The organism is Streptomyces sp. NPDC003720 (assembly GCF_042875075.1).
Classification (GTDB): Bacteria; Actinomycetota; Actinomycetes; order Streptomycetales; family Streptomycetaceae; genus Streptomyces.
The window spans coordinates 493,434-517,651 of the sequence record NZ_JBIANZ010000007.1; the positions used below are offsets into that span (position 1 = coordinate 493,434).

Annotated in this window: 22 protein-coding genes; 13 read left to right on the plus strand and 9 right to left on the minus strand. The window is 72.9% G+C overall.

The window, feature by feature from the left end; all coding sequences use genetic code 11:
- Positions 1-16: 16 nt before the first annotated feature.
- The 5 genes from ACFYU0_RS22100 to ACFYU0_RS22120 form a co-directional block, all read right to left on the minus strand.
- Positions 17-391: a hypothetical protein gene (locus ACFYU0_RS22100; protein WP_199210808.1), complete on the minus strand. Its 375-nt coding sequence runs from the start codon at positions 389-391 to the stop codon at positions 17-19.
- A gap of 10 nt (positions 392-401) precedes the next feature.
- Positions 402-905: a roadblock/LC7 domain-containing protein gene (locus ACFYU0_RS22105; protein ID WP_389303584.1), complete on the minus strand. Its 504-nt coding sequence runs from the start codon at positions 903-905 to the stop codon at positions 402-404.
- Positions 906-939: 34 nt separating this feature from the next.
- The gene (locus ACFYU0_RS22110; RefSeq protein WP_351664716.1) at positions 940-1,755 is read right to left on the minus strand and encodes a transcriptional regulator; all 816 of its coding nucleotides are present in this window, start codon (positions 1,753-1,755) and stop codon (positions 940-942) included.
- Entirely contained in the window at positions 1,752-2,141 is a 390-nt protein-coding gene (locus tag ACFYU0_RS22115; RefSeq protein ID WP_199210805.1) for a hypothetical protein, read from the minus strand. The genes ACFYU0_RS22110 and ACFYU0_RS22115 overlap by 4 nt, the downstream gene beginning before the upstream one ends.
- Positions 2,142-2,320: 179 nt before the next feature.
- A complete protein-coding gene (locus ACFYU0_RS22120; RefSeq protein WP_389303588.1) occupies positions 2,321-3,739 on the minus strand; it encodes a diaminopimelate decarboxylase in 1,419 nt (472 codons plus the stop codon).
- A gap of 94 nt (positions 3,740-3,833) precedes the next feature.
- Here ACFYU0_RS22120 and hutU point away from each other — a divergent pair, with 94 nt between their 5' ends.
- The 4 genes from hutU to hutI all read left to right on the plus strand — a co-directional run bounded on the left by hutU (position 3,834) and on the right by hutI (position 9,386).
- Complete coding sequence (gene hutU / locus ACFYU0_RS22125) at positions 3,834-5,498, plus strand: urocanate hydratase (RefSeq protein ID WP_389303591.1); 1,665 nt, start codon at positions 3,834-3,836, stop codon at positions 5,496-5,498.
- Positions 5,499-5,605: 107 nt separating this feature from the next.
- Positions 5,606-6,808 carry an allantoate amidohydrolase gene (locus ACFYU0_RS22130; protein ID WP_389303641.1) on the plus strand — a complete coding sequence of 401 codons (1,203 nt, stop codon included), beginning with the start codon at positions 5,606-5,608 and terminating at the stop codon, positions 6,806-6,808.
- The gene (locus ACFYU0_RS22135; protein ID WP_389303594.1) at positions 6,805-8,157 is read left to right on the plus strand and encodes a formimidoylglutamate deiminase; all 1,353 of its coding nucleotides are present in this window, start codon (positions 6,805-6,807) and stop codon (positions 8,155-8,157) included. The genes ACFYU0_RS22130 and ACFYU0_RS22135 overlap by 4 nt, the downstream gene beginning before the upstream one ends.
- 53 nt (positions 8,158-8,210) lie before the next feature.
- Complete coding sequence (gene hutI / locus ACFYU0_RS22140; protein ID WP_351664708.1) at positions 8,211-9,386, plus strand: imidazolonepropionase; 1,176 nt, start codon at positions 8,211-8,213, stop codon at positions 9,384-9,386.
- A gap of 22 nt (positions 9,387-9,408) precedes the next feature.
- Here the strand turns inward: hutI and ACFYU0_RS22145 are convergent, their stop codons facing one another.
- Complete coding sequence (locus ACFYU0_RS22145; RefSeq protein ID WP_351664706.1) at positions 9,409-10,947, minus strand: RICIN domain-containing protein; 1,539 nt, start codon at positions 10,945-10,947, stop codon at positions 9,409-9,411.
- A gap of 288 nt (positions 10,948-11,235) precedes the next feature.
- Positions 11,236-12,129 (minus strand): RNA polymerase sigma factor SigF, encoded by an 894-nt coding sequence (locus ACFYU0_RS22150; protein ID WP_351664705.1) that lies wholly within the window; start codon positions 12,127-12,129, stop codon positions 11,236-11,238.
- A 249-nt stretch (positions 12,130-12,378) separates the two neighbouring features.
- On the opposite strand from ACFYU0_RS22150, the gene ACFYU0_RS22155 reads away from it, so the two are divergent.
- The 3 genes from ACFYU0_RS22155 to ACFYU0_RS22165 all read left to right on the plus strand — a co-directional run bounded on the left by ACFYU0_RS22155 (position 12,379) and on the right by ACFYU0_RS22165 (position 14,803).
- Complete coding sequence (locus ACFYU0_RS22155) at positions 12,379-12,756, plus strand: STAS domain-containing protein (RefSeq protein ID WP_351664704.1); 378 nt, start codon at positions 12,379-12,381, stop codon at positions 12,754-12,756.
- Between the two features lie 280 nt (positions 12,757-13,036).
- Positions 13,037-13,606 (plus strand): ATP-binding protein, encoded by a 570-nt coding sequence (locus ACFYU0_RS22160; protein ID WP_389303598.1) that lies wholly within the window; start codon positions 13,037-13,039, stop codon positions 13,604-13,606.
- 837 nt (positions 13,607-14,443) lie between these two features.
- Positions 14,444-14,803 carry a hypothetical protein gene (locus ACFYU0_RS22165; protein WP_389303601.1) on the plus strand — a complete coding sequence of 120 codons (360 nt, stop codon included), beginning with the start codon at positions 14,444-14,446 and terminating at the stop codon, positions 14,801-14,803.
- Between the two features lie 85 nt (positions 14,804-14,888).
- Here ACFYU0_RS22165 and ACFYU0_RS22170 read toward each other — a convergent pair whose 3' ends face one another.
- On the minus strand, positions 14,889-16,427 hold the full coding sequence (locus tag ACFYU0_RS22170; RefSeq protein ID WP_389303602.1) for a peptide MFS transporter: 1,539 nt from the start codon (positions 16,425-16,427) through the stop codon (positions 14,889-14,891).
- Positions 16,428-16,917: 490 nt separating this feature from the next.
- Here ACFYU0_RS22170 and ACFYU0_RS22175 point away from each other — a divergent pair, with 490 nt between their 5' ends.
- Together ACFYU0_RS22175 and ACFYU0_RS22180 are read left to right on the plus strand one after the other, a co-directional pair.
- Complete coding sequence (locus ACFYU0_RS22175; RefSeq protein WP_351664697.1) at positions 16,918-17,595, plus strand: response regulator transcription factor; 678 nt, start codon at positions 16,918-16,920, stop codon at positions 17,593-17,595.
- Positions 17,596-17,637: 42 nt separating this feature from the next.
- Positions 17,638-18,909: an ATP-binding protein gene (locus tag ACFYU0_RS22180; protein WP_351664695.1), complete on the plus strand. Its 1,272-nt coding sequence runs from the start codon at positions 17,638-17,640 to the stop codon at positions 18,907-18,909.
- Between the two features lie 137 nt (positions 18,910-19,046).
- Here the strand turns inward: ACFYU0_RS22180 and ACFYU0_RS22185 are convergent, their stop codons facing one another.
- Entirely contained in the window at positions 19,047-19,568 is a 522-nt protein-coding gene (locus tag ACFYU0_RS22185; RefSeq protein WP_389303607.1) for a GtrA family protein, read from the minus strand.
- Positions 19,569-19,750: 182 nt separating this feature from the next.
- On the opposite strand from ACFYU0_RS22185, the gene ACFYU0_RS22190 reads away from it, so the two are divergent.
- The 4 genes from ACFYU0_RS22190 to ACFYU0_RS22205 all read left to right on the plus strand — a co-directional run bounded on the left by ACFYU0_RS22190 (position 19,751) and on the right by ACFYU0_RS22205 (position 24,129).
- Entirely contained in the window at positions 19,751-20,911 is a 1,161-nt protein-coding gene (locus tag ACFYU0_RS22190; RefSeq protein ID WP_389303609.1) for a 5-(carboxyamino)imidazole ribonucleotide synthase, read from the plus strand.
- Positions 20,908-21,432: a 5-(carboxyamino)imidazole ribonucleotide mutase gene (gene purE / locus ACFYU0_RS22195; RefSeq protein ID WP_351664689.1), complete on the plus strand. Its 525-nt coding sequence runs from the start codon at positions 20,908-20,910 to the stop codon at positions 21,430-21,432. Before ACFYU0_RS22190 ends, purE begins: the two co-directional genes overlap by 4 nt.
- 5 nt (positions 21,433-21,437) lie before the next feature.
- On the plus strand, positions 21,438-22,625 hold the full coding sequence (locus ACFYU0_RS22200) for a dipeptidase (protein WP_389303611.1): 1,188 nt from the start codon (positions 21,438-21,440) through the stop codon (positions 22,623-22,625).
- A gap of 376 nt (positions 22,626-23,001) precedes the next feature.
- The gene (locus ACFYU0_RS22205) at positions 23,002-24,129 is read left to right on the plus strand and encodes a dipeptidase (protein ID WP_389303613.1); all 1,128 of its coding nucleotides are present in this window, start codon (positions 23,002-23,004) and stop codon (positions 24,127-24,129) included.
- Positions 24,130-24,218 lie beyond the last annotated feature (89 nt).

Below are 24,218 nucleotides of genomic sequence, written 5' to 3' on the forward strand. Positions count from 1 at the left end.
CCTCGAACGGCCCGGCCTAGACCTCCAGCTCCTCCTCGATCCGCTTGAGCTGGTGCCGGGCCATCGCCAGGTTGGCCCGGTTCTGCTCCAGGACGAGGTAGAGGAACAGGCCGTTCCCGCCGCGGCCCTTGAGCAGGCGGATCAGGTGGTACTGGTCCGTCAGCGTGATCAGGATGTCGTCGATCTCGGCCTTGAGGCCCAGCATCTCCATCGTGCGCATCTTGGCGCGGATCACGTCCGTGTTGCCCGCCGCGGCCACGTTGAGGTCGAAGGTCTTGCCGCCGCCCATCGTGCCCAGCGCCATGCCGCTGGTGTAGTCGACGAGTGCGACGCCGGTGGCGCCCTCGATGGAGGTCAGCGCCTCTTTCAGGGCGGTCTCGGTGTTGGCCATGGTGGTCCTCTCAGTTGTCGGTTGTGGTGCGCGCTTCGGTGGCCGTGGTGCGTGGCGCGCGCGGGGTGCGAGTACGTACGGGTGCGGTTCTGGCGGGCGGTCGTGCGGCGGGCGCCGCGGCCCGGGCGGCGGCCTCGGCGGCGTCGAGCAGCTCCCCGATGCGGGCGCCGGACCGGCGGCCCTCCAGGTGGAGCCGGCCGACGTTCACCCGGTCCTGGGTGAGCAGGGTCAGCACGGCGGTGCGGCCGGCCGCGTAGGTGGCGACGTAGCCGCGTTCGCCGCGCACCAGCAGCTCCCGGAAGCCGCCGTTGCCGGTGGCGTCGGCGACCCGTACGGCCACGCCGAGGGCGGCCGCGGTGAGGGCCGCCAGGCCCTCCGGGTCGACGCCGGGGGTGTCATGGGCGACGACGAGTCCGTCGACGCCGGCCGCGAGGGCGCCGGTGAGCTGCGGGACGCGGGTGCGCAGCCGGCGCAGCTCGTCCAGCACGCTCTCCAGGTCCTGTTCGGGCACCATCAGCTCTCTCCTCTCGGCGGCGGGGTGGTGCCGTTCAAAGCGCCTCCAGCGCATCCCTGAGCCTCTTCAGCAGCGCGATGTCGGGGTCGGTGACCGTGAGCGGGGGAGCCGGCGGGAGCGGCGGGCCGGGTGCCGTGGGCACCGGCCGGACGAGCCCGGCCGCAGTGAGCCGGCGTACGTCCACCAGCGTGTGGAATGCCTGCCGGCCCAGGTCACGGGCGATCTCCGGGGCCGTGCGGACGCCGTCCACCCGGTCCAGGACGGCCCGTCGGCGCGGTGGGACCTGCGCCGCCGAGGCCGGGTCGGCGCGGATCAGCGGGGCGCTGTCGGTGGCCGGGTCCGGCCACAGCCGGTGCAGCAGCAGCCGGCGGCGCAGCGTCTCCCGCTCCAGCGCGATGACGGGGACCGAGGGCAGCGGGCCGATCCGGGGTGTGGCGTCGTACCGGAACCGGCCCGGGGTGCTGCTCGGCGCCAGGGCGAAGTACCCGGCGTCGTACAGCGCGTCCAGGTGGCACAGTTCCAGCGCGCCCGAGGGCAGCAGCCCGGCGTCGAGCAGCAGCCGGGCGGCGTCCGCCGGACCGCCGGCCCGCTCGGCCGCTCGCTGCCACGCGGCCGCCGCGAGGGTGCCGTGGGCGGTGAGCAGCACGTTCAGGCCGGGCGCGAGGGGGCTCTCGGCGTGCACGACCCGGCCCCGGGCGAGGTGCAGGGTGCCGTGCTCCCGGACGAGCACGCCGGTCGCCTGCTCCTCGGCGAGCCGCCTGAGCATCGGCGACAGCGCGCCCGCGGTCCGGTCGGCCGCGACCGACCTGTCCCGCACCGGCAGCGGCGGAGGTGTGCTGACCATGGTCATCCCAGCACCAGCCGGTCGGCCATCTCGCCGAGCCGGATGCGGGCGAGGGCCAGGTTGCCCTCCTCGCGGCCCAGCCACAGGTGGAGGAAGACGCTGCTGTCGAAGGACGTGACCACGAACCGCAGCAGGTGGTAGCTGTCGCGGTTGCTGATGATCACGTCCTCGACGGGCGGGCGTCCGTCCTCGGCGTCGCCGGCTGTGAAGGCGCCGTGCTCGGCGGCCAGCCTCGCCAGTTCGGCCGCCTCGGCGGCGGTGGTCTCGTGGTCGCCGCCCGGGGCTTCGCCGACGGATCCCAGGGCCAGTCCGCTCGTCCAGTCCACCAGCGCGGCTCCCCGGGCGCCGGGCAGCCGCATCGCATCCAGTAGGCACTCGTCGATTCCGGGCACGCCGGTTCCCCTCCCCGCCTGTACTCCGGTTGAGTGACAGCGACACTACGCAACGTGTGCGTGGCGAGTGAGGGCTTTGGCATTTTCCGTTGGAACGTGCGCCCGGCGTACTAGGGTGGGTCAACTGACGGCTACTCCGCGCCAGTTGGTCCATTTGTTCGATGCGGCGCGGGAGTGTGTCAACGGCTCCCGGGTGTGCGCAGGGTGGTGAGCGCGGACACGTGCGCCCCTCCGGACTCGGCCACGACCTCCGCCACCGTCTGCGGTTCCCGCACGGTCGCGAAGGCCAGGTCCCCGGAGCCGTCCGGCGCGAAACCGTAGATCCCGGGCCGGACCAGGGAGTTGTAGGCGTAGTGGTGCGCGAAGTAGTACGCGCCCGTGTCCAGCGCCGCCGCGTAGTCGCCCTGCTCCAGCAGCGGCAGCGCGCGCCCCTCGGCGAGCAGGTCGCCGGAGAAGCAGGCCGGGCCGGCCACGTCCTGCGTCACCTCGGGGCCCGGCTTCGGCCGGCCCTTGGCGTCGTAGGCGGCGATCCGCAGCGGCCAGGCCCCCGGCGCGTACACCGTGCGCGTCGCCACCTGCACGCCCGCGTGCGTCACCGCGATCCGCCGCCCGCCGGAGCTCTTCGCGTACTCCACCCGTGCCACCACCGTGCCGTGCTTGGCCAGCAGGGACCGCCCGAACTCGGTGACGATCCCGTACCGCCCGTCGAACAGCCCCGGCACCTCCGTCTGGAGGGTGCGCGCGTACTGCGCGTACGTCGGCGCGGTCGCCTCGCCGTCGAAGTTGACCGGCAGCCCGCCGCCGATGTCGAGCGTGTCGATCTGCCGCCGCCCGATCCGCGCGTTGATCTCCTCGGCCAGCGCGTACGTCTCCGCCACGCCCCGCGCCAGCAGCGACAGCGGGATGCCCTGGGAGCCGGTGTGCGCGTGCAGCCGGGTCAGCCACGGCCGCTCGGCGTACGCCCGGACGACCCACTCGCGGGCACCCTCGTCGCGCAGCGCCACCCCGAACTTCGAGGTCTCGGTCGCGGTCGAGGTCGCCCCGATGGTGCCGCCGCCGATCTGCGGGTTGACCCGGATGCCGAGCGGTGACCGGGGGGCCGCCGGCCCCACCAGCGCGTCGAGCCGGTCCAGCTCCTGCGGGTTGTCCGCGTTCACGGCGACGCCCAGGGCCAGCGCCTCGCGCAGTTCGGCCGGCGTCTTGGCGGGGGAGTCGAGGACCGTGTGCTCCGGCGGCAGTCCCGCCGCCCGGGCCAGCGCCAGCTCGCCCGGGCTCGCCACCTCGGCGCCGATGCCCTCCTCGTGCAGCAGCCGCAGCACCGGCACCAGCGGGCTCGCCTTCACCGCGAAGGCGTGCAGCACCGGTGTCCCCGGCGCCGCGACCGCGTCGAAGGCCGCGCGCAGCGCGGCCGCCGACTCCCGGATGCCGGTGACGTCGAGCAGTCCCACCACGGCCGCGTCCGGGCCCAGCAGGCCCCGCTCCACCGCCGCGCGTACCGCCTCGTCGCGCCGGGCGGCCCGCTCCCGGGCCTCTGCGTCGGTGTCGTGGTCCACGACCTCTCCCCTCCTGTCGGCCTTCGTGTGCTTCCAGCCAAACATCCGGCGCGCACCGGTGTACGGGCGGGGAGGTGTTGACTAGTTCTATTCAGAAGGTCAGGATGTGAATAGACGTAGTAACAGGAGGAGGCAGACGATGTCGGGACCCCGCCCCGTTCGAGCACCGCGCGGCACGGAACTGAGCACCCTGGGATGGCAGCAGGAAGCCGCCCTGCGGATGCTGCAGAACAACCTCGACCCCGAGGTGGCCGAGCATCCCGACAAGCTCGTCGTCTACGGCGGCACCGGCAAGGCCGCCCGTGACTGGCGTTCCTTCGACGCCATGGTGCGCACGCTGCGGACGCTCAAGCAGGACGAGACCATGCTGGTCCAGTCCGGCCGCCCGGTCGGCGTGATGCAGACCCACGAGTGGGCCCCGCGCGTCCTCATCGCCAACTCCAACCTCGTCGGCGACTGGGCCAACTGGGAGGAGTTCCGCCGCCTGGAGGCCCTCGGCCTGACCATGTACGGCCAGATGACCGCCGGCTCCTGGATCTACATCGGCACCCAGGGCATCCTCCAGGGCACCTACGAGACCTTCGCCGCCGTCGCCGCGAAGAAGTTCGGCGGCACCCTCGCCGGGACCATCACCCTCACCGCCGGCCTCGGCGGCATGGGCGGCGCCCAGCCCCTCGCCGTCACCATGAACGACGGCGTCGCCATCTGCATCGACTGCGACCCGCGCGCCATCGAGCGCCGCATCGAGCACCGGTACCTGGACGTGCGGGCCGACTCCCTCGACCACGCGCTCCAGCTGGCCACCGAGGCCCGCGACGCCCGGCGCCCGCTGTCCATCGGCGTCCTCGGCAACGCGGCCGAACTGGTCCCGCAGCTCCTGGCGATGGACGCGCCGATCGACATCGTCACCGACCAGACCTCCGCCCACGACCCGCTGGCCTACCTCCCCGTGGGCATCGCCTTCGAGGACATGGCGGACGCCGCCGCGAAGGACCCGGCCGGCTTCACCACGCGGGCCCGCGAGTCCATGGCCAGGCACGTGGAGGCCATGGTCGGCTTCATGGACGCCGGCGCCGAGGTCTTCGACTACGGCAACTCCATCCGGGGCGAGGCCCAGCTCGCCGGCTACGACCGCGCGTTCGCCTTCCCCGGCTTCGTCCCCGCCTACATCCGGCCCCTGTTCTGCGAGGGCAAGGGCCCGTTCCGCTGGGCCGCCCTGTCCGGCGACCCCGCCGACATCGCCAAGACCGACAAGGCCATCCTCGATCTCTTCCCGGAGAACGAGTCTCTGGCCCGCTGGATCAAGATGGCCGGCGAGCGCGTCCACTTCCAGGGCCTGCCCGCGCGCATCTGCTGGCTCGGCTACGGCGAGCGCGACAAGGCCGGCGAGCGCTTCAACGACATGGTGGCCTCCGGCGAGCTGGCCGCTCCGCTCGCCATCGGCCGCGACCACCTCGACTGCGGCTCCGTCGCCTCCCCGTACCGCGAGACCGAGGCCATGCTCGACGGCTCCGACGCGATCGCCGACTGGCCGCTGCTGAACGCCATGGTCAACGTGGCGTCCGGAGCGTCGTGGGTCTCCCTCCACCACGGCGGCGGCGTGGGCATGGGGCGCTCCATCCACGCCGGCCAGGTGACGGTGGCCGACGGCACGAAGCTGGGCGGGGAGAAGATCCGCCGCGTGCTGACCAACGACCCCGGCATGGGTGTCATCCGGCACGTCGACGCCGGCTACGACATCGCGGAGTCCGTCGCGGACGAGCGGGGCGTGCGGGTGCCGATGCGTGAGGGTGACGAGGCGTGAGTTCCGTTCGCGGCGGGGGCGGCGCCGCCTCGGCGGGGGCCGGGGCGCCGTCGCCGGGTGCGGCCGCGGCCGCACCCGCCGCTCCCCGGCCACCCTCCTTCCAGGAGATGTGGGCGGAGCTGCTGCCCATCGGCCGGCACCCCGACTCCGGGGGGTACCGGCGGTATGCCTGGAGCGGGGCCGACGGGGAGTGCCGGGCCTGGTTCGAGGAGCAGGCCGTGGCCCGCGGGCTGGCCCACGAGGTGGACCGGAACGGGAACCAGTGGGCCTGGCTGGGCGACCCGGCCGCCGGGGACGCCGTCGTCACCGGGTCGCACCTGGACTCGGTGCCGGACGGGGGCGCCTTCGACGGCCCCCTCGGCGTCGTGTCCTCCTTCGCGGCCCTCGACGAACTGCGGGCCAGGGGAGCGCGTTTCACCAAGCCCCTCGCCATCGTCAACTTCGGCGACGAGGAGGGCGCCCGGTTCGGTCTCGCCTGCGTCGGCTCCCGGCTCACCGCCGGGCAGCTGACCGTCGAGCAGGCCCACCGCCTCACCGACGCGGACGGTGTCACCCTCCCGAGGGCCATGGAGGCGGCCGGCTACGACCCCGGGGCCATCGGGGCCGACCCGGAACGGCTGGCCCGGATCGGCGCCTTCGTGGAACTCCACGTCGAACAGGGCCGCGCGCTGGACCTGTCCGGCGACCGGGTCGGCATCGCCAGCGCCATCTGGCCGCACGGCCGCTGGCGCTTCGACTTCCGCGGCGAGGCCAACCACGCGGGCACCACCCGCCTGGTGGACCGGCGCGACCCGATGCTGTCGTACGCCGAGACGGTGCTCGCCGCCCGCCGCGAGGCCGAACTCGCCGGCGCCGTCGCCACCTTCGGCAAGATCTCCGTCGAGCCGAACGGCGTCAACGCCATTCCCTCCCTGGTGCGCGGCTGGCTCGACTCCCGCGCCGCCGACCAGGCGACCCTGGACACCGTCGTCGGCGGCGTCGAGAAGGCCGCGCGGGAGTACGCCGACGCCCACGGCATCGACCTGGACGTCGTCCGGGAGTCCTTCACCCCCGTGGTCGAGTTCGACCACGCGCTGCGCGACGAACTCGGCCGCCTCCTCGGGAAGGACACCGGCCTCACGGTGCCCGTGCTGGGAACCGGCGCCGGACACGACGCCGGAATCCTCTCCGGGCGCATCCCGACCGCCATGCTGTTCGTGCGCAACCCCACCGGCGTCTCGCACTCCCCGGCCGAACACGCGGCCGAGGACGACTGCCTGGCCGGGGTGCGCGCGCTCGCCGACGTACTGGAAGGGCTGGCCTGCACGTGACCGACGCGACCTACTGGCTGGAGCACGCCTGGCTCGGCGACCACGTCGAACCCGGAGTGGTGGTGACGGCCGCGGACGGGCGTGTCACCGCCGTCCGCACCGGCGTGCCCACGCCGCCGCCCGGCGCCGAGGTGCTGCGCGGCCTGACCCTGCCCGGCCTGGCGAACGCCCACTCGCACGCCTTCCACCGGGCGCTGCGCGGCACCGTCCAGGTCGGTACCGGCACCTTCTGGACCTGGCGCGAGGTGATGTACTCCGTCGCCGACCGGCTGACCCCGGAGACCTACCACGCCCTGGCCCGCGCGGTGTACGCCGAGATGGCCCTGGCCGGCGTCACCTGCGTGGGCGAGTTCCACTACGTGCACCACGCGCCCGGCGGCGTCCCCTACGCCGAGCCCAACGCCATGGGCGAGGCGCTGATCGCGGCCTCCGCCGAAGCCGGCATCCGCATCACCCTGCTGGACACCGCCTACCTGTCCTCCGGTATCCGGAACGAGCACAGCGGCGAGCCGCCCAACACCCACCAGCTGCGCTTCTCCGACGGCACCGCGGAGGCCTGGGCCGAACGCTGTTCAGTTCTCAAGGAACGGGACCACGCGCGGATCGGGGCGGCGATCCACTCCGTACGGGCCGTGCCCGCGGGCCAGATGGCGACCGTGGCGCAGTGGGCCGAGGAGCGGCGGGCCCCGCTGCACGTGCACCTGTCCGAGCAGACCGCCGAGAACGAGGCCTGCCTGACCGCGCACGGCCGCACCCCCACCCGGCTGCTCGCCGACCACGGCGTCCTCGGACCGCGCACCACGGGTGTGCACAGCACCCACCTCACCGACGAGGACATCGCGCTGCTCGGCGGCTCGGCCACCGGCACCTGCATGTGCCCCACCACCGAACGCGACCTGGCGGACGGCATCGGCCCCGCCGTCGCCCTGCAGCGGGCGGGCTCCCCGCTCTCCCTGGGCTCCGACAGCCACGCGGTCATCGACCTGTTCGAAGAGGCGCGCGCCATGGAGCTGAACGAGCGGCTGCGCACCCGCACCCGCGGCCACTGGACGGCCGCAGCACTGCTGCGGGCCGCCACCGCCGACGGCCACGCGGCCCTCGGCTGGCAGGACGCCGGCGCCATCGAGGCGGGCGCGCTCGCCGACCTGACGACGATCGCGCTCGACTCGGTCAGGACGGCAGGGCCGCTGCCCCGGCTGGGCGCCGAGACGGCCGTATTCGCGGCGACCGCGGCGGACGTGCGGCACACGATCGTGGGCGGTCGTCACGTCGTACGGGACGGGGTCCACGCGCTCGTCCCCGACGTGCCGAAAGCGCTCGCGGACGCCATCGAAGCCCTGCGCGGCTGACGCCCGCGCCGCCGCGTTCCGCCGACCCCCGACCGGCCACCCACGAGGACACCATGAGCAGCAGCACCGTCATCACCAACATCGCCACGCTGGTCACCAACGACCCCTCCCTCGGTGACAACTCCCCCCTCGGCCTGATCCAGGACGCGGCCGTCGTCATCGACGGCGACCGCGTCGCGTGGACCGGTGAATCAAGGAAAGCACCCGCCACTGACAACCGGGTCGACGCGGGCGGCCGGGCGGTGCTGCCGGGCTTCGTGGACTCCCACTCCCACCTGGTCTTCGCCGGTGACCGCACCCAGGAGTTCAACGCCCGGATGTCCGGCCGCTCCTACAGCGCGGGCGGCATCCGCACCACGGTCGCGGCCACCCGCGCCGCCACCGACGCGGAGCTGGAGGCGAACCTCACCCGCTACCTGACCGAAGCCCTCCGCCAGGGCACCACCACCTTCGAGACGAAGTCGGGCTACGGCCTCACCGTCGACGACGAGGCCCGCGCCCTGCGCATCGCGGCCCGGCACACCGACGAGGTGACGTTCCTCGGCGCCCACATCGTCGCCCCCGAGAGCGCCGACGACCCGGCGGCCTACGTCGCCCTGGTCACCGGCGAGATGCTGGACGCCTGCGCGCCGCACGCGCGCTGGATCGACGTCTTCTGCGAGAAGGGCGCCTTCGACGGCGACCAGGCCCGCGCCATCCTCACCGCGGGCAGGGCGAAGGGCCTGCACCCCCGCATCCACGCCAACCAGCTCTCCTACGGCCCCGGCGTCCAGCTCGCCGTCGAACTGGACGCGGCCAGCGCCGACCACTGCACCCACCTCACCGACGCGGACGTCGACGCCCTCGCCCACAGCGACACGGTCGCGACCCTGCTGCCCGGCGCCGAGTTCTCCACCCGCGCCGCGTGGCCCGACGCCCGCCGGCTGCTGGACGCGGGCGCCACCGTGGCCCTGTCGACGGACTGCAACCCGGGCTCGTCGTTCACCTCCTCGGTCCCCTTCTGCGTGGCGCTCGCGGTGCGGGACATGGGGATGACCCCGGACGAGGCGGTCTGGTCGGCCACGGCGGGCGGCGCGGCGGCCCTGCGCCGCACGGACATCGGCCGCCTCACCCCGGGGGCCCGCGCCGACCTGCTGCTGCTCGACGCCCCGAGCCATGTGCACCTGGCCTACCGGCCGGGCGTGCCGCTGACCGCCGGTGTCTGGCGGCGCGGCGTGCGCGAGGTCTGAGCCGGGCGTACCCGCCGGCCGGTCAGACGGCCCCGGCCCGCCACCGCTGCGCCGACGCCCCGGCCAGCGGCCGCAGCACGACGCCGTCGCCGTCGTCCGGAGTCACCGCGGTGCCGCTGTCGATCTCCGGCCGGATCGTGCCGTCGGCGCCGACGCCGAAGCGGAGGTTCCGGCCGTTGCGGCCGTAGACCGAGTCGCACTCCCAGATGCCCACGCCCCGGTCGGTCGAGCCGCGGCTGTCCAGGCAGAAGCCGGAGTCGGCGGCCGAGCGCAGCACGCCCGGACCCGCGTCGACCCGCCAGCGCTGGGTGGCGGAGGAGTCGCAGGGCGCCATGACGACGTCGTTGCCCTTCCACAGCTCGCCGTCCCGGATGTCCAGGCAGCGGCCCGTGGCCAGGTTCACCACCTGGGCGAAGGCGCTGCCCGGCGGTGCGAACGCCGGGGACGGCGGCGGGGTGCTGCGACGGGGCGGCGGGGAGGTGGCCGGGGCGTGCGAGGTCCTGCTCGGCGAGGGCGACGGCGACCGGCCGGTGCGCGAGGGCGTCGGCGCCGGCGACGGGGACAGCGAGACCGTGGCCGTCACCGTCACCGGCGGGGAAGCGGGTGTCGCCGCCGTCGCCTGCCGGTCGGCGGCCTCGGACGGGGAGAGCAGCAGGACCAGCAGGGGCGCCAGGGCCACGGCGAGCGCCGCGGCCGCCGGCAGATAGCGGCGGCCGGGCGGCCGGTTCCGGCGCGTGGCACGCGGACCGGGCGCGGGATCCGGATCGGAAGGACGGAGGTACGACGTCCCGTGCCAGGGCAGCAGGCCCTCCGCCAGGGTCTGCCGCGGGGTGTCCCGCAGCGCGGTCAGCTCCTCGACCGCGGCCGTGCAGTGCGGGCAGTGGGCCCGGTGGGCGTCCAGGTCGGCGCTGCGGCGGGGACCCGCGGGCCGTACCGCCTCCTCGATCAGACGGCGGAAGTCCGGGCAGCGCGGGTCGTCCGAGCCGGCCAGGCGGTGCCGCAGACAGGCCTGGGCCAGCGCCTGCAACGCCTGCGGGGTGTCATGGCTCACGTCCACGTGGCTCAGGCCCAGACAGGCCGCGGTGCGCTCCACGGGCTCCGCTTCGAGGACGGCGTACCAGATCAGGCCCTGGGCGCGGGAGGGGAGCGTCTGGAACGCCGGGAGGAGCGCCGGTGCGGGCCCGTCGGGCCGGCCGCTCGCGTTCAGCACCAGCAGCAGACCGGCGTCGACGCCCGCGGCGCGTTCGTCGGCCGCCCAGGCGGCCGCCAGCCGGGCGGTGAGCAGCAGGAGCTGGTGGCGCAGGGGCACGTTCGGCTCCCGGCCGCGGGCCGTCTCGCGGACCGCCGCGGTGAACGTCTCGGCCGCCAGCCTGCGGGCCGCCGACTCGCTCGCGGTGCACAGCCGGGCGTAGGCGAGGACCGCCGGGTGGTGTCGGCGGCGCAGTTCCTGGAGGGCCGGGAAGGCCGTCGGGGACGAGGTGCGCAGCAGTGCCGTCAGCCGCGCGTCCGGAGCTTCGGCGAGTCCCGTGTCCGCCGCGGCCCCGTCGCCGCCCTGAGCCATCGCATGCCCTCCGTCCGCTCGAACTGTCCGGCGTACCGGACGGTTTGGGGGCTCATGGTGGTGGAGCGACGGGCTTCGGGAAAGACGTTTCCCCGGGTAACCCCGGTAACGGTTCGCGCAGGGCGAGGGCGCACCGGCGCACGCACCCGGGCGGGGAACCGGCCCGTGAGCGGGCGGGCATGAGGGCTGGGGCGCCGGGTACCCGGCAACCGGCGTGGTCCGTCTCGGATACGGCGAAGCGGCCCGATCGCCGTGGACCGGGCCGCCTGGCACGCGGCACCACAGGGATCACTCCTCGACGGTCAGCCCCTTGCGCAGCCGCACCAGCGTCCGCGACAGCAGCCGGGAGACGTGCATCTGGGAGATGCCCAGCTCCTCGCCGATCTCCGACTGGGTCATGCCCGCGACGAAGCGCAGCGAGAGGATCTTCCGGTCCCTGGAGGGGAGTTCGGCGATCAGCGGCTTGAGCGACTCGATGTACTCGATGCCTTCCAGCCCGTGGTCCTCGTACCCGATGCGGTCCGCGAGCGCACCCTCGGAGTCGTCCTCCTCGGGCTGGGCGTCCAGGGAGGAGGCGGTGTAGGCGTTGGAGGCGGCCATGCCCTCGACGACCTCGTCGTTGGAGATGCCGAGCCGCTCGGCGAGTTCCGCCACGGTGGGGGCGCGGTCCAGCTTCTGCGCGAGCTCGTCCCCGGCCTTGGCCAGGTCCAGCCGCAGCTCCTGAAGCCGGCGCGGCACGCGCACGGACCACGAGGTGTCACGGAAGAAGCGCTTGATCTCGCCGATGATGGTCGGCATCGCGAACGTGGGGAACTCCACACCGCGGGAGAGCTCGAAGCGGTCGATCGCCTTGATCAGGCCGATGGTGCCGACCTGGATGATGTCCTCCATCGGCTCGCTGCGGGAGCGGAAGCGGGAGGCGGCGAACTTGACCAGCGCGAGGTTCAGCTCGACGAGCGTGTTGCGCACGTACGAGTAGTCGGGCGTTCCCTCCTCGAGCGACTCGAGGCGCTCGAAGAGCGTCCGGGACAGCGCCCGGGCGTCGACCGCGCCGACCTCGTCGAAGGGCGGGATCTCCGGGAGTCCCTCGATCGCCTCGAGGGGATTGATGGGATGATCCAGTTCCGGTGTGGGTGTCGACGTCGCGAGTGGGGTATGCGATTCGTCGAGCCGGGGTGACATGGGTGTCCTCCATCGTTCTCGGCATATGGCTGCCGAAGCCAAAAAAACGTGCACTTACGGTGTGCGGCGCCTCCGAAGCCGGCTGTAGGGCTGTGTGTCCTTACTAGCCCTACCCGCTTCCCCGAGCAGGTCGCAAGTGCGTTCTGTGGTGATATGTCCGATTGTGGGAGGTTGTTCGGGTGTCGGAGTGCGATTGAAAGGCGTAATGTTCGAGGGCATCAGCAGCCACGACCTCGGGAGAGAGACGGCATGGACCACGGGACGGTCGGCAGCGCACAGTCGGGCCGGCTTCTGGTGGAGGTGCGGGAAGAGGGTCCCAGCGCCGTAGTGACACCTGCGGGTGAACTGGACCACCACACCGCCGATCTTCTGCGCGAGCCCCTCGAGGACCTTCTGGAGAAGGGGTTCTCACGGCTCGTCGTGGACTGCTCACGGCTTGAGTTCTGCGACTCCACGGGACTGAACGTCCTGCTCGGGGCGCGACTGAAGGCGGAGGCCGCCGGAGGCGGAGTGCACCTCGCGGGCATGCTGCCCGTGGTGGCACGCGTATTCGAGATCACCGGGGCCGAGGCGGTCTTCACCGTCCACGACTCCGTGGAAGCCGCACTGGCCGGCGACTCCGACTGAGCCCGTGCTGCCGTCGCCCCCGGACGACCGGTGTTTGTACATGGCACCGGTCATGTCCAAACAGGGGGTGTTCCGCCGGATCCGTCGGGCAGGAGTCATCCTGAAAGCCGTCGCCCGCGAGTACGCCGGAGCCGTCAGGGAGCCGATGAACGGCCTGGGCGCGACGTACGTGCGAAGGGCGGACGGAGGAGTCGTGGGCGGACTGTGTACGGACCGCCCGGCACCGATCGGTGCCGGAATGTTGAACTGTGAACTGGTGGATCGGTGAGGTGAAGCGCTGATGAGCACCACCCGGCCTTACTCGCCGGGCGACCGCGGCCCGGAGCCGAGCGGCGCTTCCGGGGCGTCCGAAGGGGGTGCGCCGGAGCCGGGCGCGTCCACGGGGGCAGCCGCGCCGTCCGCGCCGTCCGTGCCGTCCGAGGGCTCGCCTCCGGGGCGTGGGCGGCAGGTACGCACGCTGCGCCTGGACGGCGAGAGCGGTGTCGTCCCGCTCGCCCGTGACTTCACCCGCCAGGCGCTGTACGCGTGGGGCTGGCTGCCCGCCGCCGGCGCCGATCAGCGTGCCGCCGCCGAGGACGTGCTGCTCGTGGTGTCCGAGCTGGTCACCAACGCCTGCCTGCACGCCGAGGGCCCGGACGAGCTGCTGCTCGCCTGCGACAACAAGGTGATACGGCTGGAGGTCTCCGACCGGGGCGCCGGCCAGCCGGCACCCCGTACCCCGCACCGCGCCGGTCGCCCCGGCGGCCACGGCATGTTCATCGTGCAGCGGCTCTGCCTGGACTGGGGCGTCCTGCGCGTCCCCGGCCGCGACGGCAAGACGGTCTGGGCGGAGCTGGGCGCCCCGGCGTAACCCGGAGCCACCCGCCGATGCGCCGGCCCCCCTCACCGGCGCGCCGACCACACGCAGGGCGCGCCTGCCACCCGCTGGGCGCGCCTGCACCCGCTGGGTGAGCCTGCCCCTGCCGCTGGGCTGCCTGCCACGCGCAGAGCGTGCCTGCACCCGCTGGGCTGCCTGCCCGTGCAGGGTGCGCGCCTGTCATGCGCAGAGTGCGCCCGCCAGCGCGCCGAGCCCTTGCCGCCGGGCTGCGCGCCACGCGCAGAGCGTGCCTGCACCCCGCTCGGCTTCCTGCCCCGCGCAGAGCGTGCCTGCACCCGCTGGGCGAGCCTGCCACCCGCTGGGCTGTATGCCATGCGCGGAGGGCGCGCCTGTCATGCGCAGAGTGCGCCCGCCAACGCGCCCGCGCACGCGTCGAGCCCCCTAAGGCGCCCGACCCGCCTCCCAGCGCTCCCTGCTCAAGCCCGCCGCCCCGCTCCCGGCGGCGCACCCCCTCTCGCCGCCCCCCGCGACGCGCGCCCCAGCCCCCGCCCCGCTCCCGGCGGCGCACCCCCACGCCCCCGCCCCCGCGACGCGCGCCCCAGCCCCTGCCCCCGCGACACGCGCCCCAGCCCCCGCCCCCTCACACCCCTGACCCGCACCCAAGCCCCCCGTCCCCCGCGGAACTCCGCCCCCCCCCGCACCTCAGATCTTGCTCAGAACCGTCCTCGCGATTTGCTACCAAGATCAAATACGGCATAGCGTCCCCGTCGTTCGTGCAAGCAAAGCGAACGGGAACGCTGCCCGCCGGGTGAATGCGCAGTTGAGCGATTGACCATCGCCTGCGATGCCCGGCGGAGGAAAGAGGAGCAAATGATCTGGGGGAAGAAGGTGGCGGGCGGCGTGCTCGCCACCGTTCTCATGGCGACGGGGACCGGCCTGGCCACCGCGGGCACCGCGGAGGCGGCCGGCGCCAAGTACAAGTGCACGGCCGTGGTGCACCTCGACCTGGGCCGGCCCAAGGCCACGTCCTCGTGCAAGAAGTCCGCGTCGGGCAAGACGGTGAGCCGGCACCGGGTGAAGCTGGTGTGCGACGTGATCCGCGGCCGCGGCACCCCGCACGAGATCCCGTGGTACCTGTGGGGACCCTGGGTGAAGCCGGGTCAGAAGTCCACGGTGATGTGCGGTTTCAGCAGCTTCACCCGGTCCTGGTCGGTCGAGACGAAGTCCTGACCCCCTGAACCGGGGACCCGGACGACGACGGAGGGCCGCCGCACGAGACGTGCGGCGGCCCTCCGGCCTTGCGTACGGGGGTGCGTCAGCGCACGTCGCCCATCAGCGTCTTCACCTTCCGGCGGTACATCCACACCGCGAATCCGGCGAGCGCCGCGAGGGCCGCCTCCCCGAACACCGCGCCCGTGCCGCCGAGGTCGACCCCGGCGATGGCCGGGTTGGACAGCAGGCTGGTGATGGAGTCGCCCGCGGTGACCGCGAGGAACCACACGCCCATCATCTGGCTGGCGTACTTGGCCGGGGCCATCTTCGTCGTCACCGACAGGCCCACCGGCGACAGGCACAGCTCGCCGACGGTCTGGATGAAGTAGATGCCGACCAGCCACATCGGGGAGACCGCGGTGCCGTTGGCGGCCATGCCGAGCGGGATCAGGAAGAAGAAGAACGACACGCCGATCAGGACCAGGCCCATCGAGAACTTAACGATGGTGCTGGGCTCCTTGCCCTGGCGGTTCAGCCACATCCAGACCCAGGCGAAGACCGGGGCCAGCGCCATGATGAACAGCGGGTTCAGCGACTGGTACCAGGACGACGGGAAGTCGAAGCCGAGCAGCGAGCCGGAGGCCTTGCCCTCACCGAACGCCTGGACGGTGGACGCGCCCTGGTCGTAGATCATCCAGAACACGGCGGCCGCGACGAAGAACCAGATGTAGCCGGTCATCTTCGACTGCTCGGTGGAGGACAGCTCCTTGTCCCGCTTGATGCGCATCAGCACACCGGCCGGGATGATCAGACCGATGACGGTCAGCGGGATCATCGCCCAGTTCAGGGTGAAGTGGCCGGTGACGCCCACGACGCCGTAGAACACGGCCGCGATGATGACCCAGGTCAGGCCCTTGCGCAGCCAGGAGGTCCGCTCCTCGGTGCTCAGCGGCTTCGGGACGACGCTGCTCTGCGGGTTCAGGTGGCGGGTGCCGAGCAGGAACGCGGCCAGACCGATCGCCATGCCGACCGCGGCCATGCCGAAGCCGACGTGCCAGTTGACCTCCTGGCCGACGGTGCCGATGGCCAGCGGGGCGAAGAAGGCGCCCGCGTTGATGCCCATGTAGAAGATCGTGAAGCCACCGTCACGGCGCGGGTCGTCCGGGCCGTCGTACAGGTGCCCCACCATCGTGGAGATGTTGGCCTTGAGCAGACCAGAACCGGCCGCGACCAGCGCCAGACCGGCGAAGAACGGCGCCTGACCGCCGGGCAGGGCCAGCACGATGTGGCCCGACATGATCGTCACAGCGGCGATGGCCACCGTCTTGCGCGGGCCCCAGACGCGGTCGCCGAGCCAGCCGCCGGGCATGGCGAGCAGGTACACCATCGCCGAGTAGACGGACACGATCACCGTGGTGGTGGCCACGTCCATGGCCAGGCCGCCGCCCATGCTGCCCTTGCCGGCATCAGGGCCGCCGGAGAGCAGGTAGACGGTGAGCAGGGCCTTCATGCCGTAGTAGGAGAATCGCTCCCACATCTCGGTCATGAAGAGAGTGGCCAGTCCGCGGGGGTGGCCGAAGAAGGTCTTCTCGGACCCGGGGGTGCCCGGGCGGACCGAGTCCTTCGTCAGGCTGGACGCCATGGTCGTTCCTTGCTGGTCGGGACGCGCGATGGAGCGTTGCGCGCCCGGTGGGGGGTGGCCGGCACCGGCAGGGTCGGGCGTCCACCCCCACGCCCAGGGGGAGCCCGCTCCGGATCGCGGAGCGGCGGACGGCGACCACCGGGATCCACGCCCCGCACGCGTCACTGCGTCCGGAGCCCGGCCAGAGGTCATTCCTTTCGGGGCTGATCTTCGTCAGCCCGCACACAAAAGAGACCTTCAGCGAAAAGTGCCCGCCAAAGGTCCCCGGTGTGCTACAGGCGTTCACGTCACTCTACGTCAGGACACTGCCGGATATGGAAGGACTTGAGACACGGATCACAGGTGTCGCAGGAACCGCGGGGGCTGATTCGAAGGTCTTCCCTACGATCGCATCCCTCAGGCAATGGTTCGTACCACCGGCCCGGGAAGGTAAGAATCCCGGGAAGCGATCACACCCCGGCACCGAGCGCGGGCGGTCTACCATCACCTCATGACCCGTGTACTGCTCGCCGAGGACGACGCGTCCATCTCGGAGCCGCTGGCCCGCGCACTGCGCCGGGAAGGTTACGAGGTCGAGGTGCGCGAGGACGGACCCACCGCTCTCGACGCCGGAGTCCAGGGCGGTGTCGACCTGGTCGTGCTCGACCTGGGCCTGCCCGGCATGGACGGCCTGGAGGTCGCCCGCCGGCTGCGCGCCGACGGGCAGTCCGTGCCCATCCTCATCCTGACCGCGCGCGCCGACGAGGTGGACACCGTCGTCGGCCTCGACGCGGGCGCCGACGATTACGTCACCAAGCCCTTCCGGCTCGCCGAACTGCTCGCCCGGGTACGGGCCCTGCTGCGGCGCGGCGCCGCCGAGCCCCAGCAGCCGCCGGCCACGCACGGGGTGCGCATCGACGTCGAGTCGCACCGCGCCTGGATGGGCGAGGAGGAACTCCAGCTCACCGCCAAGGAGTTCGACCTGCTGCGGGTGCTGGTGCGGGACGCCGGACGCGTGGTCACCCGGGACCAGCTCATGCGCGAGGTCTGGGACACCACCTGGTGGTCCTCCACCAAGACCCTCGACATGCACATCTCCTGGCTGCGCAAGAAGCTCGGCGACGACGCGGCGAACCCCCGCTACATCGCCACCGTGCGCGGAGTCGGCTTCCGCTTCGAGAAGAGCTGAGCCCCTCACCAGGGGCCCGGCACCGCTTCAGGTAACCAGGACATGCGCCGACGTCTCATCCAGTCCACCCTCGCCGTCGTCCTCGTCGTGATCGCCGTCTTCGGGGTCTCCCTGGTGATCGTCGAGACGCGGACCATCACCAGCAGCGCCCAGGAACGGGTCGAGTCCGAGGCGGTGCGGCTGGCGAGCATCGTGGACAGCCGCATCCTCGCGGAGGAGAACGTCAACTCCGAGGTCCTGCGCAACCCGGTCAGCAAGGACCAGTACGCGGTCATCGACGTCCCCGGCCGGGCGCCGATCGAGATCGGCAGCAAGCCCGAGGGCGATGTCATCCACGCCACCCAGCGGGGCGAGGAGGGCGAGACGGTCACCGTGCAGGAGCCGCGCTCCGCGGTCACCCGCGAGGTGGGCCGGACCCTGCTGATCATCGGCCTGGTCGCGCTGCTCGCCGTGGTCGCCGCCGTGCTGCTCGCCGTCCGCCAGGCCAACCGCCTCGCCTCCCCGCTGACCGACCTCGCCGAGACCGCCGAACGCCTCGGCTCCGGCGACCCGCGCCCGAGGCACAAGCGGTACGGCGTCCCCGAACTGGACCGGGTCGCCGACGTCCTGGACTCCTCCGCCGAGCGGATCGGCCGCATGCTGACCGCCGAGCGGCGCCTGGCCGCCGACGCCTCCCACCAGCTCCGCACGCCGCTGACCGCGCTGTCCATGCGGCTGGAGGAGATCACCCTCACCGACGACCCGGACACGGTGAAGGACGAGGCGACGATCGCGCTGACCCAGGTCGAGCGGCTGACGGACGTGGTGCAGCGGCTGCTGACCAACGCCCGCGACCCCCGCACCGGCTCCGCCGTCACCTTCGACCTCGACGAGGTCATCCAGCAGCAGCTCGCCGAGTGGCGGCCCGCCTACCGCAGCGCCGGCCGGGCCGTCGTCTCCTCCGGCAAGCGGCACCTGCACGCCGTCGGCACCCCCGGCGCGGTCGCGCAGGTGCTGGCCGCACTGATCGAGAACTCCCTCATGCACGGCGGCGGGACCGTGGCCCTGCGCACCCGCGTCACCGGCAACCAGGCGGTCGTGGAGGTCACCGACGAGGGCCCCGGCGTCCCGGCCGACCTCGGCGCGCGGATCTTCGAGCGCACCATCAGCGGCCGCAACTCCACGGGCATCGGACTGGCCGTCGCCCGCGACCTCGCGGAGGCCGACGGAGGCCGCCTGGAACTGCTCCAGGCCCAGCCGCCGGTGTTCGGCCTGTTCCTGTCCCGCACACCCCCGGCCCGCAAGCCCGACGAGAACGGCCCCACGGTCCGCTGACCGGACACGGCGGCCCGGCCGGCACGGCGACCCGCCGCGGACCCGTTCCTGCCGCAACGCACTGTGCGAGGCCGCTGCCCGGAATCACTACGGAACGCGCTGCCCGGAATCACTACGGAACGCGCCGCCCGGACTGGCTACGGAACGCGCTGCCGGGGCTCGGACGCGGTCGCCGGCGCGGGCTTCTTCGGCTGGCGCGCCAGGATCGGCTCCGGGGCCGCCACCGCCTCCCGGGCGGGCATGGCACGGAAGACCCAGCTGCGGTACGACCAGAAGCGGAACAGGGTGGCGACGCCGATGCCCACGAACTTGAAGACGTTGCTCTGCAGCGGGCTGTCCCAGCCGAACCCGTAGGTCGCCAGGTACAGGACGCCGTTCTCGATCACCAGGCCGATCGCGCTGAACAGCAGGAACAGCGTGAGCTCCCGGGTGCGGCCGCTCTTGTCACGGTCCCGGTACGTCCAGTAGCGGAACCCGACGTAGTTGAAGACGATCGCGACGACGGTCGCGATGATGCTGGCGCGCACCACCGGCAGGTCGGAGACGTGCCGGACCAGGTTGAACACACCCAGGTTGACGAGGACACCGGCACCGCCGACGGCACCGAACTTGGCCACCTCGCGTACGAGCCGTTGCAGCCCCGAGGAACGTAGTTCCATGGCTGTGCAGCTCCCGTCCGTAGGTTTCGTCAGCCAAGCCATGCTATCCAGGCCGCACCCCCGGCGCCTGCGGACGAGGCCACAGCTCGGGAACGGGTCGTAAAGAACCGGGAAAGCCCAGGGTAAGAGGGGGTGCGAGGGCGGCAGGCCGGGCGGGTCGGCGTGGCCGATACCCTAGGGGTGTGACGTTCCCGGTAGTCGGCATGGTCGGCGGGGGGCAGCTCGCGCGTATGACGCACGAAGCCGGCATCCCGTTGGGCATCAGGTTCAAGCTCCTCAGTGACACCCCTCAGGATTCCGCGGCACAGGTCGTGAACGATGTCGTCGTCGGCGACTATCGCGACCTGGACACGCTGCGTGACTTCGCGCGCGGGTGCGATGTGATCACCTTCGATCACGAACATGTACCCACCGAGCACCTCAGGGCCCTGGAGGCGGACGGCATCCCCGTGCGCCCGGGACCCGACGCGCTCGTGCACGCCCAGGACAAGGGCGTGATGCGGGCGAGGCTCGACGCGATCGGCATCCCGTGCCCGCGGCACCGCATCGTGAGCGATCCGCAGGACGTGGCCGCCTTCGCCCGCGAAGGCCTCGCGGAGGGCGCGGCGGGCGACGGCTTCCCCGTCGTCCTCAAGACCGTCCGCGGCGGCTACGACGGCAAGGGCGTGTGGGTCGTCGACTCCGTCGAGGAGGCGGCCGACCCGTTCCGCGCGGGCGTCCCGGTCCTCGCCGAGGAGAAGGTCGACTACGTCCGCGAGCTCGCCGCCAACGTCGTACGCTCCCCGCACGGCCAGGCCGTCGCCTACCCGGTGGTCGAGTCGCAGCAGGTGAACGGCGTCTGCGACACCGTCATCGCGCCCGCCCCCGACCTCGAAGAGGACCTCGCGCTGCGGGCCGAGGAGATGGCCCTGACCATCGCCAAGGAACTCGGCGTCGTCGGCCACCTCGCCGTCGAGCTGTTCCAGACCCGCGACGGCCGCATCCTCGTCAACGAGCTCGCGATGCGCCCGCACAACTCCGGCCACTGGACCCAGGACGGCGCGGTCACCTCCCAGTTCGCCAACCACGTCCGCGCGGTCCTCGACCTCCCGCTCGGCGACCCGCGCCCGCGCGCCCCCTGGACCGTCATGGTCAACGTCCTGGGCGGCGACTACCCGGACATGTACTCCGCGTACTTGCACTGCATGGCCCGCGACCCCAAGCTCAAGATCCACATGTACGGCAAGGACGTGAAGCCCGGTCGCAAGGTCGGACACGTCAACACCTACGGCGACGACCTGGACGACGTGCTGGAGCGCGCCCGTCACGCTGCCGGCTACCTGAGAGGCACCATCACCGAATGAGCCCCGTTGTTGGCATCGTCATGGGGTCGGACTCCGACTGGCCCGTCATGGAGGCCGCCGCCAAGGCGCTGGACGAGTTCGAGATCGCCTACGAGGTCGACGTCGTCTCCGCGCACCGCATGCCGCGCGAGATGATCACGTACGGCGAGCAGGCGGCCGAGCGCGGTCTGAAGGCGATCATCGCCGGCGCGGGCGGCGCCGCCCACCTGCCCGGCATGCTGGCCTCCGTCACCCCGCTGCCGGTCATCGGCGTCCCGGTCCCGCTGAAGTACCTCGACGGCATGGACTCCCTGCTGTCGATCGTGCAGATGCCGGCCGGCGTCCCGGTCGCCACCGTCTCCGTCGCCGGCGCCCGCAACGCCGGCCTCCTCGCGGCCCGCATGCTCGCGGCGCACGACGAGGACCTGCTCCAGCGGATGCGCGAGTTCCAGCAGGACCTCAACGACCAGGCCACCGAGAAGGGCAAGCGCCTGCGCACCAAGGTCGAGGGCGCGGGCAGCGGCTTCGGCTTCGGGAAGTGAGGCGCATGCCCTCCCTGGACGAGGCCCGCGAGCTGCTGCGTGAGTTTCCGGTCGTCGACGGCCACAACGATCTGCCATGGGCTCTGCGTGAGCAGGTCAGCTACGACCTGGACGCCCGGGACATCGCATCGGCCCAGCACGGCCACCTGCACACCGACATCCCCCGGCTGCGCGCGGGCGGCGTCGGTGCGCAGTACTGGTCGGTGTACGTGCCCTCGGACCGGCCCGGCGCGGTTCCGGCCACCCTCGAGCAGATCGACTGCGTCCGGCAGCTGATCGACCGCTACCCGGCCGACCTGGCCCCCGCGCTGACCGCGGCGGACATGGAGGCGGCGCGGCAGGACGGCCGTATCGCCTCCCTGATGGGCGCCGAGGGCGGCCACTCCATCGCCAACTCGCTCGGCACGCTGCGCGGTCTGTACGCGCTCGGCGTGCGCTACATGACGCTCACCCACAACGACAACAACGACTGGGCGGACTCCGCGACCGACGAGCCCAAGGCCGGCGGCCTGTCGGCGTTCGGCCACGAGGTCGTGCGCGAGATGAACCGGCTCGGCATGCTCGTCGACCTCTCCCACGTGGCGGCGACGACCATGATGGACGCGCTGGACACCTCCACCGCGCCGGTGATCTTCTCGCACTCCTCGTCCCGAGCCGTCTGCGACCACCCCCGCAACATCCCGGACGACGTCCTGGAGCGGCTGCCCGCCAACGGCGGCATGGCGATGGTGACGTTCGTGCCGAAGTTCGTGCTCCAGGCGGCGGTCGACTGGACGGTCGCGGCCGACGCGAACCTGCGCGCCCACGGCTTCCACCACCTCGACACCACCGCCGAGGCCATGAAGGTGCACCGCGCCTTCGAGGAGGGCAACCCGCGCCCGGTCGCCACGGTGTCCACGGTCGCCGACCACCTCGACCACATGCGCGAGGTCGCGGGCATCGACCACCTCGGCATCGGCGGCGACTACGACGGCACGGCGTTCACCCCGGACGGCCTGGACGACGTCTCCGGCTACCCGAACCTGCTCGCCGAACTGCTCGACCGCGGCTGGTCCCGCGCCGACCTGGCCAAGCTGACCTGGCAGAACGCGGTACGCGTCCTGGGTGCGGCGGAGGACGTCGCCCGCGACCTCCAGACCACCCGCGCCCCGTCCAACGCCACGATCGAGTCCCTGGACGGCACGAAGGCCTGACGGCGGTCACGAGCGGGAGGCCGGCCCGGCGATTCGGCCCGGCGGGCCGGCGGTCCGCCGGGCCGGCGGCCCCGCCCGTCGAGCCGTCTTGCCCGGCCGGCGGCTCAACTGTCCGACGGTCCCGCTGGCCCCAGGGCTCCGCCCTTCCGGCCGTGTCGCCCGCCTCGCCGTGTCGCCCGTCCGGCGGTTCGAAGGGGAACGGTCGGAGGGTGCCGGGCGAGGGTGGCCGGGGTGGGCAGGGGGCTTGCGTTCGTACGCCCGAACGCCCCACTCACCAGGAAAGATCGTCGCGCGCCGTGGGACGGTGGGCCTACGTCGGTCATCTCACGCGCAGCTCACGGCCGGCGTCGCACGCGACGATGTACGGAGCCCGCCGATGACCGACGTGCAGGACGACATGCCCACCGCGACCGAGGTCGGCGCGAGCGACAGTCTGCCGGACGGGAACACCCTCCCCGACGCGCCGTGCGTTCCCTGCGACCCGGACGGTCCGGGCGCCGAGCAGCTGGCCGAGGCCCGCGCCCTGCTCGCCGTCCACCCCGTCGCCGACGGTCACAGCGGGCTGCCGCGGGCGCTGCGCCGGCTGCCCTGGTACGAACTGGAACTCGGCGACACCTCCCTCGACACCGACGTCCCCCGGCTGCGCGAGGGAGGCGTGGGCGCGCTGTTCTGGTCGCTGCACCCGCCCGGGGAGCCCGCCGGGGACCGCGCGGTGAGCGCCACCCTGGACCAGTTGGAGTTCGCCCGCTCGGTGATCGACGCCCACCCGGAGAGCCTGCGCCCGGCACTCACCGCGGGACAGGTCATAGACGCCCGCAGCCGCGGCCGGGTCGCCGTCCTGCTGGGCCCCGCCGGCGCGCCCGCGCTCGGCGACTCGTTGGGCATCCTGCGCGTCCTGCACACCCTCGGCCTGCGCGTCCTCACCCTGGCGGGCGCCACCTGGGCGGGCGCGGCGGGGCTGAGCCGGTTCGGTGAGGAGGTGGTCCGCGAGATGAACCGCCTGGGCGTCCTCGCCGATCTCTCCGGCGCCGGCGACGCCACCGTGCGCCGGACCCTCGCCCTGTCCCGGGCGCCGGTGCTGTGCACCCGCTCGGCGGCCCGCGCCCTGCGCCCGCACCCCGCCAACCTGCCCGACGACCTGCTCGCCGGGCTGGGCGCGGCCGGAGGTCTGTGCATGGTGCCGATGACCGCCGAGCAGACCGGCCCGAGCGTCCGGGACGTCGCCGACCACCTCGGCCACGTACGCGACGTCGCCGGACCCGAGGCCGTGGGCCTGTCCGGCACCTACGACACCGGCACCGCCCACCCCCGAGGCCTGGCCGACACCTCCCGCTACCCGGCGCTGATCGCGGAACTGCTCCGCCGCGGCTGGGCCGAGTCCGAGCTGGCCCTGCTGACGTGGCAGAACGTGCAGCGGGTGCTGCGCGGGGCGGACTTCACCGCCAGGACCGCGCAGCACCGCAGGGGCCCGTCGACCGCGAGCATCACCGAGTTGGACGGCTAGGCCGTGTCCGCAAAGTCGCGTCTGCGTCACGACGCCCGGCACGCACTCTCGCCGCACCGGCCGAAAGCCCGAGTACACCCAGTACGAGG

Bases quoted from the DNA above. Each gene is read 5' to 3' on its own strand.
- ACFYU0_RS22100 (WP_199210808.1), bottom strand. From the start codon at position 391: ATGGCCAACACCGAGACCGCCCTGAAAGAGGCGCTGACCTCCATCGAG.
- ACFYU0_RS22105 (WP_389303584.1), bottom strand. From the start codon at position 905: ATGGTGCCCGAACAGGACCTGGAGAGCGTGCTGGACGAGCTGCGCCGG.
- ACFYU0_RS22110 (WP_351664716.1), bottom strand. From the start codon at position 1,755: ATGACCATGGTCAGCACACCTCCGCCGCTGCCGGTGCGGGACAGGTCG.
- ACFYU0_RS22120 (WP_389303588.1), bottom strand. From the start codon at position 3,739: ATGTTTGGCTGGAAGCACACGAAGGCCGACAGGAGGGGAGAGGTCGTG.
- hutU (WP_389303591.1), top strand. From the start codon at position 3,834: ATGTCGGGACCCCGCCCCGTTCGAGCACCGCGCGGCACGGAACTGAGC.
- ACFYU0_RS22130 (WP_389303641.1), top strand. From the start codon at position 5,606: ATGTGGGCGGAGCTGCTGCCCATCGGCCGGCACCCCGACTCCGGGGGG.
- hutI (WP_351664708.1), top strand. From the start codon at position 8,211: ATGAGCAGCAGCACCGTCATCACCAACATCGCCACGCTGGTCACCAAC.
- ACFYU0_RS22145 (WP_351664706.1), bottom strand. From the start codon at position 10,947: ATGGCTCAGGGCGGCGACGGGGCCGCGGCGGACACGGGACTCGCCGAA.
- ACFYU0_RS22150 (WP_351664705.1), bottom strand. From the start codon at position 12,129: ATGTCACCCCGGCTCGACGAATCGCATACCCCACTCGCGACGTCGACA.
- ACFYU0_RS22155 (WP_351664704.1), top strand. From the start codon at position 12,379: ATGGACCACGGGACGGTCGGCAGCGCACAGTCGGGCCGGCTTCTGGTG.
- ACFYU0_RS22160 (WP_389303598.1), top strand. From the start codon at position 13,037: ATGAGCACCACCCGGCCTTACTCGCCGGGCGACCGCGGCCCGGAGCCG.
- ACFYU0_RS22165 (WP_389303601.1), top strand. From the start codon at position 14,444: ATGATCTGGGGGAAGAAGGTGGCGGGCGGCGTGCTCGCCACCGTTCTC.
- ACFYU0_RS22170 (WP_389303602.1), bottom strand. From the start codon at position 16,427: ATGGCGTCCAGCCTGACGAAGGACTCGGTCCGCCCGGGCACCCCCGGG.
- ACFYU0_RS22175 (WP_351664697.1), top strand. From the start codon at position 16,918: ATGACCCGTGTACTGCTCGCCGAGGACGACGCGTCCATCTCGGAGCCG.
- ACFYU0_RS22180 (WP_351664695.1), top strand. From the start codon at position 17,638: ATGCGCCGACGTCTCATCCAGTCCACCCTCGCCGTCGTCCTCGTCGTG.
- ACFYU0_RS22185 (WP_389303607.1), bottom strand. From the start codon at position 19,568: ATGGAACTACGTTCCTCGGGGCTGCAACGGCTCGTACGCGAGGTGGCC.
- purE (WP_351664689.1), top strand. From the start codon at position 20,908: ATGAGCCCCGTTGTTGGCATCGTCATGGGGTCGGACTCCGACTGGCCC.
- ACFYU0_RS22200 (WP_389303611.1), top strand. From the start codon at position 21,438: ATGCCCTCCCTGGACGAGGCCCGCGAGCTGCTGCGTGAGTTTCCGGTC.
- ACFYU0_RS22205 (WP_389303613.1), top strand. From the start codon at position 23,002: ATGACCGACGTGCAGGACGACATGCCCACCGCGACCGAGGTCGGCGCG.